We start from the raw sequence: 16,882 nt of genomic DNA, 5'->3' as shown, positions 1-16,882 counted from the left end.
ATTTCTGCCGGGTAACATAGCGTATCGCTACTTTAGTCTGAACTTTTAAACTCTGCAACAAGAGCCTGAATTGATTCCTTGGCATCGCCAAAGTACATGCGTGCATTATCAGCAAAAAACAAGGCATTTTGAATGCCCGCAAAACCAGGGTTCATGGAACGTTTGAGCACGATAACAGTCTTGGCACGGTGGGTCTCAATGATAGGCATCCCGTAGATCGGGCTGTTTTCATCATCAAGTGCGGCGGGATTGACAACGTCATTGGCCCCAATGACCACGCAAACATCAATGGAATCCATGCGTGGATTAATATCATCCATCTCAACCAACTGGTCATAGGGTACATTGGCCTCGGCCAAAAGCACGTTCATGTGACCAGGCATTCGCCCTGCTACAGGATGGATGGCATAGAAAACTTCAGTATCATTTTCTTCGAGCAGATCTCCCAACTCACGCACCACATGCTGTGCTTGAGCAACGGCAAGTCCATAGCCGGGTACAAAGGCAACAGAATCCGCCGCTTCAAGAATATAATACACATCTTCAGCGGAGGCCGGCCTGATTTCACCCTGGGGACCGCCATCGCCGGCTGCAGCACCAGCGGTGGTCGTTCCAAATCCGGAAAAAAGCACATTAGCCAGCGAACGATTCATGGCCTTGCACATAATCTTGGTAAGAATGATACCGCTGGCACCAACTAATGCACCGGCAACAATAAGGATATTATTGGAAATAACAAAACCGGCCGCACAAGCAGCAAGACCGGAGTAACTGTTGAGCAGGGAAATGACCACCGGCATATCAGCGCCACCGATGGGAATGACTGAAGTTACACCAAAACCTAGAGCGATCAGTACGATCAGCACAAAAAACAGGTAACCGACCCATGATCCTGGCACAGCGCAGAAAATAGCTGCCGAGCCTATGGCACCGGCAAGGATAGCACCATTAATGAGATGCTGGCCTTTGAAGACAACTGCCTGCTGGGAAATTTTTCCACTGAGTTTACCAAAGGCAACCATTGACCCGGTAAAAGTGACGCCACCAATAAATGCCGACAGAAAAGCAATCGCACCAAGAAAAGGAGACATCTCCGGATTCTGGTGGTATTCGCCCCAAGCAAGGAGCACACTCGATATCCCGCCGAAACCGTTAAACAGGGCCACCATTTCCGGCATGGAAGTCATTTCTACCTTGTAAGCGGCAAACAGACCAATGGAGCCACCTATAGCTATTCCAAAGATGATCCATTTATAATCAAGCCCACTGGCAAGCAAGGTTACGACGATCGCCAGCAGCATGCCCAAGGCAGAAAAAAGATTGCCCTTACGTGCTGTTGCGGGCGAACTGAGCATTTTTAAACCAAAGATAAACAGCGCAGCTGAGCCTACGTAAGCAAAGTTAATACCTAGCGCACCCAAGTTCATTTGGAGTCTCCCTGATCTTTCTTCTTGAACATTTCAAGCATTCTGTTGGTCACAGCGTACCCGCCGACAACATTAATAGTGGCAAAGGTGACGGCCAACGTTCCCAAAAAAGCGGTAAAGCCCGGGCTGTCTGTTTTCAATGAGGCCAAAGCTCCGATCAGGGTAATACCCGAGATAGCATTGGACGCTGACATCAGAGGGGTATGCAGAGTTGAAGGGACCTTTGAAATCAGCTCAAATCCAAGAAATATGGCCAGGACAAAAACAAATGTTAAATATACGGCTTCCATTCCACTCCTCACTTATTCATAATAGACTTGTACATCTCGCTGAAAATCTCACCGTTATGGGTGATGAGCGATCCTTTGATGATATCGTCTTCTACATTAAGATCAAACTGCTTGGTTTCCTTGTTCCAGAAATGTTCGATAAAGTTACCTAGGTTGGCAGAATAGACCTGACTGGCAGTCTCCGCCACCCGGCCGGGCAAATTACAAAGTCCGACAACCTTTACTCCGGCAATCTCGACAATTTTATCAAGCTCCGAGCCTTCAACATTACCGCCGGTCTCCACAGCCATATCCACGATAACAGACCCAGGCTTCATCTGTTCAATCATCGCCCGATCTACAATTCGAGGAGCAGGTCTGCCGAAAAGCTGGGCAGTGGTGATGACAATATCCGCCTTCGCGCATGCCTTGGCCATACCTTGCTTCTGCATCTCCATTTGCTCTGGAGTGAGCTGCACGGCATAGCCGTCCTTGGTTTGCCCTGTCTCACCGAGGTCTACTTTGACAAACTTAGCGCCCAGTGATTTGACCTGCTCTTCCACAACCGGCCTGGTATCAAAGGCCTCAACCCTTGCGCCAAGACGCCTGGCTGTGGCAATAGCCTGCAGTCCGGCCACACCAACACCGATGATAAACACTGTGGCTGGTTTAATCGTCCCTGCTGGAGTTGTCATCATCGGCAGAATCTTATCAAGTTGCTCTGCACCCAAAATAACAGCAATATACCCGCCCAGATTTGCCTGGGAGCTCAGGACGTCCATTTTTTGGGCAATAGTTGTACGGGGAATCATCTCAAGGCTAACCCCGTTAACCCCAGCTTCAACCATGGCATTTACCAATGGTTCTTCGTTGAACGGATCAAGATAGCTGATATGCAGGGCCTCTTTTTTCATCAGCCCAATTTCTTCCACAGGCGGTTTGCGCAGCCTGAGGATGATATCACTGCTTTTCAACAGCTCTTGCCTATCCTCGCCGATGGTGGCCCCGACATCGGTATAAGCAGAGTCTTCAAAACGACAACTCAAACCGACCCCGGTCTCAACCACAACCTCGGCCCCCAGCTTCACCAATTTCTCCACCGTAGCGGGAATCAGCGGTACCCGATTTTCACCTGCATGTACTTCTTTCATCACCGCTATTTTCATACAATAACTCCTCTCTTAAACGAAGATGTAGCGATAAAGAGTAAATAATTACGAAACTGTTCCCCCCCTTCCCAATTCCACACCGCGTGCTCTTTCACTCGGCTAAAAAAAAGCCGTTCGCCAAAATATCAGCCTTCTTGTCTTGGGAGCGTGAAAAAAAATTGAGTAGAATCCTACGATGTGCAAATTATGCGTTTTGCACCTTGGGACAGCCGTAATCTTCTAAAATTAACATGAAAATTCGTTAATCTAGCGGTTACCCACCGCAGCTGTCAAGGGAAATCTACAGCCATACCATACCCAAGTCCAGCGAAACATTCTCGATAAAAGGCCTGCCCTTTTCTAGGCGCAGCTTACCGTTCAGGTGTGCGGAAAGCAGACTGAAATTGCTCTTGATAAACGCCCCGCAACGGGCAATCAGGCAAAAGACTTTTTCCCTGTAGCAGCAAGCGCGATGAGTAACCGATCGTGAATATTATCAAATCCGCCGTTTGAAAGCACAGCAACGACATCACCATCCTGAGCGACACCAGCCACATGGGCAATGATAGTGTCGGTATCTGGAAAGTAAGCTGCCTCCATCCCTCTCGCCTTCAGGTCGTTAACCAGGGTAGTCGAGGAAAATTGCTGTTCTGCTGGTATGCCATCAAGAGGAACATGTTCACGCACGATGACTTGATCAGCTCCTTGAAAAGCTACGGCATAATTCTGCTGAAAAATTGATCTTCGACTTGAATTGGTGCGTGGTTCAAAAACGATAATCAACCTGCTCGTCGGCCAGGCCATGCGCAATGCTTTGACGGTCTCAGCCACAGCAGTAGGGTGATGGGCAAAATCGTCGATAACGGTTACTCCGGCAACACACCCCCGTATCTGCTGTCGACGCTTTACCCCCTCAAAAGAAGCGAGCCCCCGGCGAACGTCATCCAGGGCAAACCCCAAGTGGTGCAACAAAGTAATGACAGCCGTGGCATTAAGCACGTTATGAACGCCAGGCATAGGCAAGGAAAACTCACCGATATTTTTATGGTCATAAGCCAGAGTGAAGGTGGTCGACACCCCGTGCGGGGTAACATCTTTTACCTGCCAGCGGCAATTATCCTGTACACCATAACCAATGACCGGACATCGTGCCTGCGCAGTCAGCTCACGAACAACTTCATCATCGGTATGCGCCACCAAAACGCCATGGGAAGGGATCCGTTCAATAAATTCGGCAAAAGAGGCTTTTATGGCCTCAAGGTCGGCAAATATATCCGCGTGATCAAATTCAACAGAGGTCAGAATTGCGCATTCCGGCCGGTAATGGTGAAACTTTGAGACTTTGTTAAAAAAGGCCGTATCATACTCATCCCCCTCAACCACGAAATAAGGTGCTTGACTGATATTGAAATTGCGGCCAAAGGCTTCGACTATCCCACCAATCATAAATCCTGGGGTACAGCCAGCGCGATGCAGGGTAGTCGCCAACAGTGACGAAGTGGTTGTTTTGCCGTGGGTACCGGCAACAACCAATGATCGATGCCCGGCCAGAAAAAATTCGCCCAATGCCTGGGGCATCGAAAGGTATGGAATCTGCTGTTCGGCAAGGGCGATGGCTTCGGGATTGGTAGCGCGAACAACGTTACCGACAATTACAAGATCCGGGGTATCTCTCAGGTTTTCAGCGCAATATCCAGCCAGTACGGGGATGCCGCACTCCGCTAAAAAATCCGACATAGGCGGGTACACATTCTGATCAGAACCGGTAATACGATAGCCCTCCTGTTTGAGCATACCGGCCAAAGCAGCCATTCCGGTACCACAGATACCAATGATATGAATATGACTTGGATTTTCAGGACAGCAGTTACGTGCAGGGTCCAATGTTGCAGCCCGGCTCATTCTGAATGCACCGATCGTTTGACGGCCTTGTACACCTGATCAAAGGTTTCTGCGAAATTACCGGGAGTCAACCTCCCCACCTCGATAAACTTAACCACTATTTCCTTAGCCCCTTTAAAAATAGCCTCATCGGTTACCGGACGATGAAACTGCGGAGTTTTATTCTCTTCGTTTTTCACTGTTTCCCTCATGGATTGCACGCTTGACGTAACTTGTCACGGGGTGAGTACCCCTTGATTTATTAGTCATCAAACCTGTAACTGATTACAGGTGGTCCATATTTGGTCAAGCACGGTTTCTTGCTACACTTAATCTCTGCAGGAAACTGCGATCGTTCCAAGATGGGGTACTGTGAGCAGTTACACTTCGACAAAAAAACCCCTGCTACCGGAAGAAGGCCAATTCTTAACCAGGTGTAACAGGGGTTTTCAATCTCACACGAAAAAAACCTGTTAAGCACTTTTCGGGAGAATTACTTACAACCAACAATTGTATGAAAAAGTTACCTCGTGTACGACCTAATTTTCACTCAACCGCTTATAATCGACAGCTTCAGCGAGTTGAATCAAATCTTCACGATCGACCTTATCGCCCTTGACAGTTACCATAAACCGACCGGCAACAACCACATAGACATCCCCGCTTCGCTTGTTGGCATCAAATTTAATGATTGCACGTTGGCCTTTCAGCGTTTCAAGTTTCCCTCCGCCGGCACCTGCAAACATGGGATTATTAATCATCATTAACACACTTTGCAGGACAGGTGAGTCGGAAACTATCTCCAAACTCAAAGATGCGTCCTCCTTAAAATAATCTCTGCTCACCGTGACGCCACCACCTAAAACGGCGGCACCAATGGTGTGTGCACTTGCCTCACCAGCCTCCCAGCCAGGAAGGGGTTCCGGAAGTAACTGCTTCATTTTCTCACTTTTCTGCTGACGAACAAGCTGCGAGGCATAATCAAGATTTGATGCAGCATCGGCATATTCACCGGCTTTATACTGCTTTACAGCCTCTTCAATAGTACTGAGTACAGTATCTTCTTCTGCAGCAAAGCTCGGGTGACAGACAGCCAGCACCAGAAGCAGCGCCATAAGATATTTTTTTTTCATTTTCTTTACCCGGTTGCACTTTACATTTTGAAAAAGATCTGTTGTGGTGATAACAGGCACCGTCATCTGTGTCAAGCAAAGATAGCACCTGAAGCAGCCCTACCACAGCGACGTAGTTAAAGCCATTTTACAACGAGTTAACACTTCAACGACTAACAAGGGATAGCAGTGGCTCAAAAAAGAATCGCATCCCTAACAGATAGAAAACAATCGACATAACTCCAGCTGCCGGTACGGTGAACAACCAGGAACCGAATATGGAAACCACGACCCTGCTGTTTACGCCGCCAAGCCCTCGAGCAAGACCGATACCAAGGATCGCTCCTACAAGCGTGTGTGTGGTCGAAACCGGCAGGGAAAGCCTGGTGCAGACAAGTACGGTTGCAGTAGCGGCAATATCTGCTGCTACGCCTCGGGAGGGAGTTATCTCGGTGATCTTATACCCCACTGTTTTCATGACTTTATAGCCGTAAGTGGCTAGACCGAGCACGATTCCGGCACCACCCAGACCAAGTATCCATATGGGTACGGGAACCTTCATCTCAATGCTCCCAGTCTCCAAGACATGAATAATAGCAGCTAATGGACCGACCGAATTGGCAACATCGTTTGCTCCGTGAGCAAACGCAACAGAGCACGAGCTGACAATGACCAAAGGCACAAAAGAGCTCTCAACAGCCTCCAACTGATCGCCCAAGGACTCATTCTGGCGGGCAGCGAGCTTCTTTTTCGCAAACATCCATGCAATAAACGCCATGACAACGGCAATGGCAAAAGATATCCAGATAGAATTTTGGCCGGCCAGCCACGGCATATCACCAATAACATGTTTTAATCCCTTATAGATGGTTGCTAAAAGAACAACCATAGTCAGGAGAAACACGATAATAGGTAGATGAATAACAGCGGCCTTCACTGGTTTTTCTTTTCCTAAAATAGCCTTGCTTATATAAACAAACAGCAGGTAGGACAAAACGCCTCCTGCAATGGGGGAAATAAACCATGAAGAAACAATCTGTCCCATTTTTACCCAGTTAACGGCATGCCAACCAGCGGCAACAATACCGAAACCTGCCACAGCCCCGACAATGGAGTGTGTGGTAGAAACCGGCATCCCCACCAAGGTTGACATATTGAGCCAAAATGCTGCTGATAAAAGGGCACCGGACATACCGATAATCAACATAACAGCGACTTCATCCGGACTGACTCCGGGAAGCGAGGCTAGAACGCTTGGGTCAACAATACCTTTGCGAACTGTATTGGTTACATGCGCGCCAACAAGTACCGCCCCTGCAAACTCGCATAGTCCGGCTGCAATAACGGCATTACGGATGGATAGGGCCCCCGAACCAACAGCATCCGCCATGGAATTGGCAACATCATTTGCCCCGATGTTCCAGGCCATGTAGAGCCCAAGAAGAGCAGTAAATACTATAACTATGTAATAGAAATCCATGATACGTAGTCCGTATGCGTATTATCAGTTCTTGACAGGAGGGTAAGGGTGTCGGCTAGTAAAAAAAATTATGGTTTTGCTATCATCACTTCCAGCAATTCGCCGGCCTTTTGTGCCTGATCTGCAATATCACCAAGAATTTTTACCAATTTTTCATAAAAAAGAATATTCAGGATCGTTTCTTCACCTTCCAGGGCAAAGACTTCCCTGGAAAGACGTCTCGACATTTTATCGCACTTCCATTCCTCATTGCTGAGTTCCTTGATATGTTCAAGGACAGCTCGGGCTTCAGCGCCACCAAAAGCCGTTCCGGCAAGATTCTTAAATTCAACTGAAGCCGTGAGGAAAGTACCGCTTACCTGAAACACCTGATTGAGAAATTCAAGAAAAAGTTCCTGAATACTTGGATGAATGCGGGTGTCACGCAAGGTCAGAATAACGGTAAAATCCTCTGCCAGGTCCGCCATCTGCTCCTGACGGGAAAGAAAAGCAATAAGCTGACTACGATCCACAGGTAAAAACGTCCGCTGGGAAAGAAAGGCCCGCACCTCATTTTTAATCAAGTCGGCTTCGTGTTCAAGACGGGACATCTTGGAATGCAATTGGCGGATGGTAGCATAATCTTCCCCTATCAATGCCTCCATGATGGGCCAGAGCATTTCTACACATTCGTGTACTTTTTTACTATGCTCTACAATAGGTCCGAACGGAGAGGTCCCGAACAAATCACCGATGAGACTTTTCATATTTTCCTCCGTAATAAGATTTTAACCGTCTCTTGCATACAACACATATCTTTCAAGCGGGCTCGAAGCTAGCCAAGACTGACAGGAATGTCAACATATCTTCACCCTTTGCCGATCATGAAAAATCTTTTCTGGTAGAACCCTTTAATAATTAAGGATATAATTTATTATCAATACCATTTCAACGAAGATTAACTGTATATTCAACCATTTCAGGACGCCATGACTTTTTTTGCAGTTTCTTTGCCCATGTTGCTTCGCTTTTTGCTCATACCTTCATTGATATTTTTTATCCCGCTGTCAGCTCTGGCTGCCGGTTCTGAACAGCCCCCCTTGTCATGGATTATGATGAGTGTTGGTCTGGTAGGAGGGCTTGCTTTTTTCTTGTACGGCATGGAAAAAATGAGCTCCGGCCTTAAGCAGTCAGCCGGAGACCAAATGCGTTCCATCCTGGCCGCCCTCACCCGCAACACGTTTATAGGACTCATTGCCGGTGCTTTTGTCACCATGGTCATCCAATCATCGAGCGCCACCATGGTCATGGTGATCAGTTTTGTCCAGTCTCAACTGATGACCTTTACCCAGTCACTTGGAGTCGTACTGGGCGCAAACATCGGCACCACTATCACTGCCCAGATGGTGGCCTTTAAGCTCACTGACCTTGCCTTGATCATGGTCAGTATCGGCTTTGGGATGCGGATGTTTGGCAAAAGTCAAAAAATTCAGTCCATCGGCGATATTCTCCTGGGTTTCGGCATGCTCTTTTACGGGATGAAACTCATGGGTGATGCAATGACTCCCCTGCGCACCTCACAAGAATTTATTGATGTAATGAAGGGACTGGAAACGCCATTTCTCGGTCTTATGGTTGGGATGATTTTCACAGCTCTCGTACAAAGCAGCAGCGCTTCCATCGGGGTAGTGATAGTCATTTCCCAACAGGGTCTCATAACCCTTGAAGCAGGCATTCCTCTCATCCTTGGAGCCAATATCGGTACTTGCATCACTGCAGTGCTTGCAGCAATCGGCAGAACCAGAGAGGCCAAAAGAGTTGCTCTTTCCTATGTCATCATAGAGGTAATCGGGGTGTTTCTATTTCTCTTCTGGATAGAACCATTTGCGCAGGTCGTCAGACATCTCACCGATATGGGAGGTGCAGGGGTCGCTCGGCAAATTGCCAATGCGCACACAGTGTTCAATGTCAGTCTGGGTTTTGTGTTCCTGCCCTTTGTCGGACTTATTGCTAGACTATGCACCTTTATCCTCCCTGACAAAAAAGTAGTTAAAGGTGTTGTACCAGCCACATGGCATCTCGACGATGCAGTTCTCTCGACACCGGCTCTTGCAATCGAGCTGGTTCGGGCCGAGATAGCACGAATGGCAAAAATCCTGTACCGGATGCATAGAGCCGCCATCTATCCCTTTGTTTCCAGTAAGCCCCGCCACGATGTCATTTATCCTCACCTGACACTGCTTGAAGGCATCGAAATGCGTGAGCACAAGATAGATTACCTGGAAAAACAGACCCGTAACTATATTCTCAAGCTTCATCGCAACGAACTCACCGCGGAACAGGCGGCAGAAACCATGTATCTAATATCGCTGCTTGATGCACTTGAGGGTATTGGTGACACTATAACGAAGATGCTGGTTCCATTAATTTCTAAAAAACAAAAACTTAAACAGGACTTTTCCAACGAGGGTAAACGGGAACTTATCATTTACCACAGAAAAGTCGGTCATCAATTGCAAAGGCTGCAGGAAGCTATGACCACCATGGCCCACTCACTGGCCCGCAAGGTAATTACCAGAAAAAACCGTTACGCAGAACTCGATGCTGAATACCGCCAGGCACACCTGCAGCGTTTATTTTCAGAGCGTCAGGAAAGCCTTGAAACCCATTCTGTGCATATTGAGCTGATGGATGCCATTAAAATAATTAACATGCATACGGCAGAGATTGCCGACTTGTTATTGAGTTCCGGCTTACTCGGTTCAAAAAGCGAAGATTCTTCCCCGGAAGGGGAGGAACCACCCCAAGCAACTGAACACAGCAGCAATGCAAAGCATGCATGAATCTCCAAAAAGCCCGTATTTCTCATGAACTTTTTTTACTAAAAGAGCAATTAGCAGCCCTGTATCTTTCACATACCTCCATCTCCAAGCCTGCACCATGAATGATCCTATACGACAGCTTCGCCACACCCTCCATACATACCCTGAACTATCCGGCGAAGAGCACAATACGGCAAAAAGAATTGTCCGGTTTTTCAGTCCCCTCAGCCCGGACGCCATCCTTGAAGAGTTAGGCGGTTGCGGAGTGGCGCTGGTTTTTTCAGGGCAGGCACCAGGTCCGACAGTGATGCTGCGCTGTGAACTCGATGCAGTCCCGGTTCAAGAACGCTCTCAGCTCGACTACTGTTCAAAGATCAATGGGGTTGCTCATCAATGCGGTCACGATGGACACATGGCTATTGTTGCAGCGGTGGGTATGGAGTTGGCAGCAAAACGAACACAACACGGCAGAGTGGTGCTCCTTTTTCAACCAGCGGAAGAAAACGGCATGGGTGCCAAGGCTGTGCTTCAAGATCCACGATTTGAGGCAATCAGACCAGACGTTGCCTTTGCCTTGCATAACCTCCCTGGATATCCTCTTGGCCAAATAATTGTCCGTCCTGGTACCTTTAACTGCGCCTCACGTGGAATGAGCGTAAAACTTTCAGGCAGCACAGCCCATGCTGCACAGCCTGAAACCGGTCAAAGCCCGGCAGCGGCAATGTGTACATGCATCCAAAAAATGTCCGTCCTCCCCCCGGCAACAGTACCTGCAGATGAAACTGCATTTGCAACCGTTGTCGGAGCCCAGCTTGGTAAAAAAGCCTTTGGCACCGCGCCTGGCGAAGCTCAAATATGGACCACATTAAGAAGCGAAACAGATGCAACCATGAAAAAGCTGACCCAGTACATTGAACACATAGTGCATGACGCGGCAGCCGAAGATGGCCTTAGGGTTAGCATCGAATACCAAGACGTCTTTCCGGCAACGGTTAATGGTGCCCAAGCCGTAAAACGAATTCAAGAAGTGGTTGGCGATGCACCATTGACCATCCCCAATAAGCCGCTGCGCTGGTCTGAAGATTTCGGGAGGATTACGGCAACTTGCGAGGGTGCACTTTTTGCCGTCGGCGCAGGTACAGATCGCCCGAATCTCCATAATCCGGACTACGATTTCCCCAATGCGTTGATTCAGCCGGCAAAGGATATTTTCATGCGATTAATTAGCAGCTACCTCGACTAACCAGGATTTTCCATAAACACTTTGTATTTTTTAAAAAAAGTATTAATTTCAAAATGATACAGTGAAAGCAAATGAGATATACAGGGAACAAAATGTTCACCAAAGGTCAGTCCATGCGGCGCCATCTTCTTCAGTATTTTGGTAGTAAAAGGTAAGCGTAGACTCCGAAATTTCCAAATGCAGGGTTTAGGTACTATGATTCACTACCAAAAACTTTGAACCTGCCACCGCCTGAACTGATGAGAAATCCAGGCTAAGGCGTTGCCCTGATCATTCATACCTGACAAAACCATCGATCATTTTCCGGTCATAGCCATGGCAGGCATTTATCAACTGACGGGTGTAGGGATGGGTTGCCTGGCCATTAAGCAGGCTTACATCGGAGAGTGTTTCGACCATTCTGCCGTTAACCATCACCCCCAACCGATCACACATGTGCGCCACCACAGCAAGATCATGGCTGACGAGAATATAGGTCAGATCATATTTTTCCCGTAGCCGATGCAACAAGTTCAGCATTTCGGCCTGCACGGAAACATCAAGGGCTGAGGTCGGCTCGTCAAGCAACAAAATTTTTGGTTTCAAAATCAGCGCCCGTGCTATGGCCACTCGCTGACGCTGCCCACCTGATAACTGATGACTATAACGAAACCGAAAATCCGGCCCCAGGCCCACGTCAACCAGCATCTCCCTTATCCTGCTTTCTGCTCGCTCCAGCTTATGGATTGTGATCGGCTCTCGCAGGACGCGGTCAACCGTGTGCCGAGGGTGGAGAGAACCATAGGGATCCTGAAAGACCATCTGCACCTGTCGATAAAAATCCAAATTCCGACGACCAATACACGCCCTGCCGTCAATGGCTATGCTCCCCCCTTGCAGGGGGTACAGACCGCAGAGTGCCTTGAGCACTGTTGATTTGCCTGAACCTGACTCGCCTACCAACCCGTAGGAGCACCCCCTGGCTACCTGAAAAGACACGTCACGAACCGCATCCACCCTGGCTGAACCATGACCAAAACTGACGCCAAGGCCTTGCACATCGATCATTACATCTTGTTGAGCCATGCTTCCTGCCTCTGCAAAACCGGCAATACCTGCTGCTTGCGATCAATAGACGGCATGCAGCTCAATAAACCTTGCGTATAGGGATGACCGGCATTCTGCAGCTCGGCAGCATCACACACCTCCATAACCTGCCCGCCGTACATGATGATCACCCGGTCACAGAATGAAGCAACCAGATGCAGGTCATGGCTGATAAAAATAAGCCCCATCCCCTGCTGACTTACCAGATCATCCATAATAGCCAGAAGCTGCAGCTGCACGGTCACATCAAGGGCTGAGGTCGGCTCATCGGCGATTAACAAATCAGGGCTGGTAATAAGCATCATTGCAATCATGATCCGCTGCCCCATCCCGCCTGAAACCTGATGTGGATACAGATGAAACACTCGCTCGGCATTACGAATCTGCACGGCTCTGAGCATTGCCAGCGCTTCTTCCCGGGCCTGGGTTCGACTCATTTTACTATGCGCACGACAGGCCTCCACAATCTGCGCCCCAACTTTCATTACCGGATTAAGGGAAAACTTCGGATCCTGCATGACCATGGCAATGCGACGGCCCCTTATACTTCGCCAGGTTGCGGGGTCGGCTGCCAACAAATCCTGTCCATCAAAGACAAGCTTTTCCGCCTCCACTTTCCCCGGAGATCCGACAAGACCAAGAATAGCCCTGGCTGTCACCGACTTGCCGGATCCCGACTCCCCGACAATACCAAGTTTTTCCCGGCCCATGGTAAAACTCAGCCCCCTTACCGCATCCACCGTTCGGTGGTGGCTGGTAAAGCTGACCTGGAGATTCTCAACTGTGAGCAAAGGTTCCATCATTTGCCCCCTGATCGCGGATCAAGGACATCACGGAGACCGTCGCCCAAAAGATTAAAGCCGAGACTGACAATAAAAATGGCTATACCGGGAAGTGTTGCCACCCACCATTGGTCAAGCAAAAACTGGCGACCGCCGGCAATCATTGCACCCCATTCGGGAAGCGGCGGCTGAGCACCCAAGCCAAGAAAACCCAATCCTGCGGCCGTCAGTATGATCCCTGCCATGTCCAGTGTTACCCTGACAATAACCGATGAAAGACATAAAGGAATTATGTGATGCACGATCAACCGAATATGACCTGCCCCCTGCAGCCGAGCTGCAACAATAAAATCGGAGTTGCGGAGCGTGATGGTTTCCGCCCTTGCAATTCTCGCATATGGGGGCCAGGAGGTAATAGCTATGGCAATAATAGCATTCTCTATTCCCGGCCCGAGCGCTGCCACAAAAGCAAGAGCAAGAATCAGCTTGGGAAAGGCGAGAAAAATATCGGTTATCCGCATCAGCACACTATCAACCAATCCGCCACTGTACCCCGCAACCGTACCAACAACCAACCCGAGGGGAGCGGCAATAATGGCAACAAGCACGACCACATACAGGGTCAGCCGAGAACCGTACAAAATTCGGGAAAGGATATCTCGTCCCAGTTGGTCTGTTCCCAGCCAGTGTTCCATGGACATGGTCTGCAACCGCTGCTCCAGATCGGGAACATTGGGATGATACGGAGCGATCAAAGGGGCAAGGACTGCTGTCAGCACCAGCAGGGTGATGATGCCCAACCCGATCACTGCCAGTCGATTCCGGGTAAAGCTGAGCCAGGCTATATAGCTCCGGCCGGCTCTTGCCTGCAGTCGACTGCAGGGAGTGGTGGTAAGCAGCCACTGGCGAAGACCGTCAACAGTTTGTTCTTGTTGCGGATACTCGTTGTTTGCCATGACTACATCCTGGCCCGCGGGTCAAAGATCTTGTACAGCAGATCAGATAATAAGTTGACGCCGATAAACACACCGCCGACAACAATGGTCGCACCCAACACCGCATTCATGTCTGCACTTAATAAAGATTGGGTAAGATACATACCAAGACCTGGCCATGCAAAAACCGTCTCGGTAAGGACCGATCCTTCAAGCAGGCTAGCATAGCTGAGGGCAACAACGGTAATCAAAGGGATTCGCACGTTACCCAAAGCATGGATACAAATCACCCGCCATTCGGCAATCCCCTTGACCCTGGCAGTGGTTATGTATTCCTGCTCCAGTTGATCCAGCATAAAACTACGTGTCATCCTGCTGATATAGGCCGTTGAAAAATAGCCAAGGATAGAAGCGGGAAGCACCAGGTGCGCCAACGCATTTTTGCATATATCCCACTCACCGGCCAACAGGGCATCAACAACCAGAAGTCCGGTCACAGGATCAACCATCCCCTCGTAAAAAACCTCGATCCTACCAGGACCTGGAGCAATATCAAGCCGACCGTAAAAAATGAGCAACCCAACCAGGCCAAGCCAGAAAACGGGTACGGAATAACCAAACAGACTGACCACCCGTAAAATATGATCCGGCCATCGGCCCCTAAATACCGCCCCAATAATGCCGAATGGGATACCGACCAGTACCCCGATAGCGGTGGCAACGGTTGCAAGTTCCAACGTTGCAGGGAAAACACGCTGGATATCTTTGAGCACCGGGTTAGCCGTGAGTACGGACATGCCGAAATCGCCTTGGAACACCTTAAGCAGATATATCCAAAACTGTTGATACAGAGGAAGATGGAGCCCCAACTCAATCCGCATCCGTTCGTAAACTTCCGGGGTCGCTCGGTCGCCGACAGCTGCCAACACAGGATCAATGGGGACCACTCGGCCTATAAAAAAAGTGATAAAAAGCAAGCCGAGAAAAGTAAGGGCAACAGAAAAAAAGATGGCTGGAATCTTTAATCCGATTCCAGCCATAATTGATGGGGTTGTTTTCAAGCAGCGTTCCCTATAAACTATTTGGTAACGTTGTAGTAAAAATTGGAGTCAAAACTCGGGCCAAGGATAAACCCTTTCACATCAGTCCGTTCCGCAGCCACCTCAATCTCCTGAAACATGATCACAAAAGGGGAAACCTGCTGATGCTCTCTCTGGATAGCCTGATACATTGCCGCACGTTTTTCCGGATCACGTTCAGTAACGGCCGCATCGGTTGCCTCGGACATTTCAGGAATATCCCAGGCATTTCGCCAGGCTAGCGGTTTAGATTTAGCCTCATCGGAATTATCTCTATTCCAGGCAAAGGTGGAAGCATTGGTATGCGGATCCTGATAATCCGGTCCCCACTTACCGATGTAGATATCATGATTACGGGCACGATACTTTGTCAGAGCCTGCTTACCATCCATGGGCAAGATTTCCACCGTCACGCCTGCCTTGGCAAAAGTCGCCTGGATGGCCTGTGCCATGTCCATTGTCGGACTAGTGTTGCGCGTGGCCATAGTCAGGGTCAAGCCATCACCATACCCGGCTTCAGCAAGCAGTTGTTTTGCCTTTTCAACATCAAGGGCATAGGGTTTATCTTCCAAAGCGCCCAGAAAACCCATGGGCAGAAATGCCTGATGGACAATCATGGTTCCTCGCAGAAGCGTGTCGGCCATCTGCTGGTAATCAACCAAATACTTCAGTGCCTCACGGACCTTGGGCTTACTCAGGGCCTCGTTTTTCTGGTTCAGCCCCAGGTACCAAATCCCGCCTTTCGGCTTTGGGTGCAGTTTCACGTCTGGATTGTCTTTGAGGGAGTCGAGCTGGTCAGCTCCCAGGTCGCGGGCAATGTCCACATCCCCTTTTTCTAATAAAAGCTGCTGGGTTGCAGCCTCGGAGACCTGGCGCATAATCACTCGCCGCATGGCCGGCACTCCGTCCCAATACTTTTGGTTGGCGTCCAACATGAGTAGTTCTGCCGGTTTCCATGTCTTTAATGTAAAAGAACCGGAGCCGGCATAATTGGTTTTCAGCCAGTTATACCCAAGGTCTCCATCTTGCTCATGGCTCAAAACCAGTTTCTTATCCACTACAGAAGCCGGAGTAGCGGTCAAACAGTACAGAACAAAGGTCGGTGCATAAGGTTTATCGGTGGTAAACACAAGCGTTTCCGCATCAACAGCTTTGATCTTTTCTTTTACATTTTCCGGGGTAAAACCGAACTGACTGATAATAAAGGCTGGTGATTTATCCAGCAAAATGACACGCTGCAGCGAAAAAGCAACATCTTCAGCGGTCATGGGATTGCCCGAAGCAAAAGTAACGCCTTGACGGATTTTAAAGGTAAAGGTCATGCCATCGTCAGCAACTGTCCAGCTCTCAGCCAGGACACCAAAAATTTCAGCAACATTATCCACATCATACCCGATCAGACGATCATAGGTATTGGCAGCATACTCTGCACCTGAAAATTCGAATATTTCGGCAGGATCAAGAGATATCATATCATCTATCTGTGCCGCCATAACCAAAATATGCTTGGGCGTTTTCGCCGTCACCGGATTACAGCACAGAAAAATAGACATCAGTATCAACAGACAACATCGCTTCATACTCTCCTCCTCTTTGTTTAAGGACACCCTTCAGCCTACGCCGGCCTTTATGACAACAG

General features: G+C 48.9%; 15 protein-coding genes. 2 read left to right on the top strand and 13 right to left on the bottom strand.

Annotated elements, in window-relative coordinates:
* Positions 1–32: 32 nt before the first annotated feature.
* The 8 genes from ACHZCY_RS20070 to ACHZCY_RS20035 form a co-directional block, all read right to left on the bottom strand.
* On the bottom strand, positions 33–1,427 hold the full coding sequence (locus ACHZCY_RS20070; protein ID WP_205222506.1) for an NAD(P)(+) transhydrogenase (Re/Si-specific) subunit beta: 1,395 nt from the start codon (positions 1,425–1,427) through the stop codon (positions 33–35).
* Positions 1,424–1,717 carry an NAD(P) transhydrogenase subunit alpha part 2 gene (locus ACHZCY_RS20065; protein WP_205222507.1) on the bottom strand — a complete coding sequence of 98 codons (294 nt, stop codon included), beginning with the start codon at positions 1,715–1,717 and terminating at the stop codon, positions 1,424–1,426. The genes ACHZCY_RS20070 and ACHZCY_RS20065 overlap by 4 nt, the downstream gene beginning before the upstream one ends.
* Positions 1,718–1,725: 8 nt before the next feature.
* Positions 1,726–2,862 carry a Re/Si-specific NAD(P)(+) transhydrogenase subunit alpha gene (locus tag ACHZCY_RS20060; RefSeq protein ID WP_319550143.1) on the bottom strand — a complete coding sequence of 379 codons (1,137 nt, stop codon included), beginning with the start codon at positions 2,860–2,862 and terminating at the stop codon, positions 1,726–1,728.
* A gap of 417 nt (positions 2,863–3,279) precedes the next feature.
* The gene (gene mpl / locus ACHZCY_RS20055; protein ID WP_319550142.1) at positions 3,280–4,746 is read right to left on the bottom strand and encodes a UDP-N-acetylmuramate:L-alanyl-gamma-D-glutamyl-meso-diaminopimelate ligase; all 1,467 of its coding nucleotides are present in this window, start codon (positions 4,744–4,746) and stop codon (positions 3,280–3,282) included.
* Complete coding sequence (locus ACHZCY_RS20050; RefSeq protein ID WP_232371024.1) at positions 4,743–4,925, bottom strand: hypothetical protein; 183 nt, start codon at positions 4,923–4,925, stop codon at positions 4,743–4,745. The genes mpl and ACHZCY_RS20050 overlap by 4 nt, the downstream gene beginning before the upstream one ends.
* Positions 4,926–5,264: 339 nt before the next feature.
* On the bottom strand, positions 5,265–5,858 hold the full coding sequence (locus tag ACHZCY_RS20045) for a hypothetical protein (RefSeq protein ID WP_205222511.1): 594 nt from the start codon (positions 5,856–5,858) through the stop codon (positions 5,265–5,267).
* Between the two features lie 145 nt (positions 5,859–6,003).
* On the bottom strand, positions 6,004–7,317 hold the full coding sequence (locus ACHZCY_RS20040) for an inorganic phosphate transporter (protein WP_319550141.1): 1,314 nt from the start codon (positions 7,315–7,317) through the stop codon (positions 6,004–6,006).
* Between the two features lie 68 nt (positions 7,318–7,385).
* Entirely contained in the window at positions 7,386–8,063 is a 678-nt protein-coding gene (locus ACHZCY_RS20035; RefSeq protein ID WP_205222513.1) for a TIGR00153 family protein, read from the bottom strand.
* A gap of 222 nt (positions 8,064–8,285) precedes the next feature.
* Between ACHZCY_RS20035 and ACHZCY_RS20030 the strand changes: the two genes are divergently transcribed.
* Both ACHZCY_RS20030 and ACHZCY_RS20025 read left to right on the top strand, forming a co-directional pair.
* Entirely contained in the window at positions 8,286–10,139 is a 1,854-nt protein-coding gene (locus tag ACHZCY_RS20030; RefSeq protein ID WP_319550140.1) for a Na/Pi cotransporter family protein, read from the top strand.
* A gap of 97 nt (positions 10,140–10,236) precedes the next feature.
* Entirely contained in the window at positions 10,237–11,361 is a 1,125-nt protein-coding gene (locus ACHZCY_RS20025) for an amidohydrolase (RefSeq protein ID WP_319550139.1), read from the top strand.
* 270 nt (positions 11,362–11,631) lie between these two features.
* Here the strand turns inward: ACHZCY_RS20025 and ACHZCY_RS20020 are convergent, their stop codons facing one another.
* The 5 genes from ACHZCY_RS20020 to ACHZCY_RS20000 are packed head-to-tail and all read right to left on the bottom strand — an operon-like array spanning position 11,632 to position 16,823.
* On the bottom strand, positions 11,632–12,426 hold the full coding sequence (locus tag ACHZCY_RS20020; RefSeq protein ID WP_319550138.1) for an ABC transporter ATP-binding protein: 795 nt from the start codon (positions 12,424–12,426) through the stop codon (positions 11,632–11,634).
* Positions 12,408–13,247, bottom strand: coding sequence for an ABC transporter ATP-binding protein (locus tag ACHZCY_RS20015; RefSeq protein WP_369125054.1), 840 nt, complete (start codon positions 13,245–13,247; stop codon positions 12,408–12,410). The genes ACHZCY_RS20020 and ACHZCY_RS20015 overlap by 19 nt, the downstream gene beginning before the upstream one ends.
* The gene (gene nikC / locus ACHZCY_RS20010) at positions 13,247–14,185 is read right to left on the bottom strand and encodes a nickel transporter permease (RefSeq protein ID WP_205222518.1); all 939 of its coding nucleotides are present in this window, start codon (positions 14,183–14,185) and stop codon (positions 13,247–13,249) included. The genes ACHZCY_RS20015 and nikC overlap by 1 nt, the downstream gene beginning before the upstream one ends.
* A 2-nt stretch (positions 14,186–14,187) precedes the next feature.
* A complete protein-coding gene (locus ACHZCY_RS20005) occupies positions 14,188–15,204 on the bottom strand; it encodes an ABC transporter permease (RefSeq protein ID WP_205222540.1) in 1,017 nt (338 codons plus the stop codon).
* Positions 15,205–15,242: 38 nt separating this feature from the next.
* Complete coding sequence (locus tag ACHZCY_RS20000; protein ID WP_205222519.1) at positions 15,243–16,823, bottom strand: ABC transporter substrate-binding protein; 1,581 nt, start codon at positions 16,821–16,823, stop codon at positions 15,243–15,245.
* Between the last annotated feature and the right edge of the window lie 59 nt (positions 16,824–16,882).

The sequence above is a fragment of the Desulfogranum marinum genome, assembly GCF_963675105.2.
GTDB lineage: Bacteria > Desulfobacterota > Desulfobulbia > Desulfobulbales > Desulfobulbaceae > Desulfogranum > Desulfogranum marinum.
Note: the sequence above shows the minus strand (reverse complement) of the source record. Positions and strands in the feature narration are given on the sequence as shown.

What these genes read in the sequence shown, in the direction of transcription:
- ACHZCY_RS20070 (WP_205222506.1), bottom strand. Translation starts at nt 1,427, where the DNA reads ATGAACTTGGGTGCGCTAGGTATTAACTTTGCTTACGTAGGCTCAGCT.
- ACHZCY_RS20065 (WP_205222507.1), bottom strand. Translation starts at nt 1,717, where the DNA reads ATGGAAGCCGTATATTTAACATTTGTTTTTGTCCTGGCCATATTTCTT.
- ACHZCY_RS20060 (WP_319550143.1), bottom strand. Translation starts at nt 2,862, where the DNA reads ATGAAAATAGCGGTGATGAAAGAAGTACATGCAGGTGAAAATCGGGTA.
- mpl (WP_319550142.1), bottom strand. Translation starts at nt 4,746, where the DNA reads ATGAGCCGGGCTGCAACATTGGACCCTGCACGTAACTGCTGTCCTGAA.
- ACHZCY_RS20045 (WP_205222511.1), bottom strand. Translation starts at nt 5,858, where the DNA reads ATGAAAAAAAAATATCTTATGGCGCTGCTTCTGGTGCTGGCTGTCTGT.
- ACHZCY_RS20040 (WP_319550141.1), bottom strand. Translation starts at nt 7,317, where the DNA reads ATGGATTTCTATTACATAGTTATAGTATTTACTGCTCTTCTTGGGCTC.
- ACHZCY_RS20035 (WP_205222513.1), bottom strand. Translation starts at nt 8,063, where the DNA reads ATGAAAAGTCTCATCGGTGATTTGTTCGGGACCTCTCCGTTCGGACCT.
- ACHZCY_RS20030 (WP_319550140.1), top strand. Translation starts at nt 8,286, where the DNA reads ATGACTTTTTTTGCAGTTTCTTTGCCCATGTTGCTTCGCTTTTTGCTC.
- ACHZCY_RS20025 (WP_319550139.1), top strand. Translation starts at nt 10,237, where the DNA reads ATGAATGATCCTATACGACAGCTTCGCCACACCCTCCATACATACCCT.
- ACHZCY_RS20020 (WP_319550138.1), bottom strand. Translation starts at nt 12,426, where the DNA reads ATGGCTCAACAAGATGTAATGATCGATGTGCAAGGCCTTGGCGTCAGT.
- ACHZCY_RS20015 (WP_369125054.1), bottom strand. Translation starts at nt 13,247, where the DNA reads ATGGAACCTTTGCTCACAGTTGAGAATCTCCAGGTCAGCTTTACCAGC.
- nikC (WP_205222518.1), bottom strand. Translation starts at nt 14,185, where the DNA reads ATGGCAAACAACGAGTATCCGCAACAAGAACAAACTGTTGACGGTCTT.
- ACHZCY_RS20005 (WP_205222540.1), bottom strand. Translation starts at nt 15,204, where the DNA reads ATGGCTGGAATCGGATTAAAGATTCCAGCCATCTTTTTTTCTGTTGCC.
- ACHZCY_RS20000 (WP_205222519.1), bottom strand. Translation starts at nt 16,823, where the DNA reads ATGAAGCGATGTTGTCTGTTGATACTGATGTCTATTTTTCTGTGCTGT.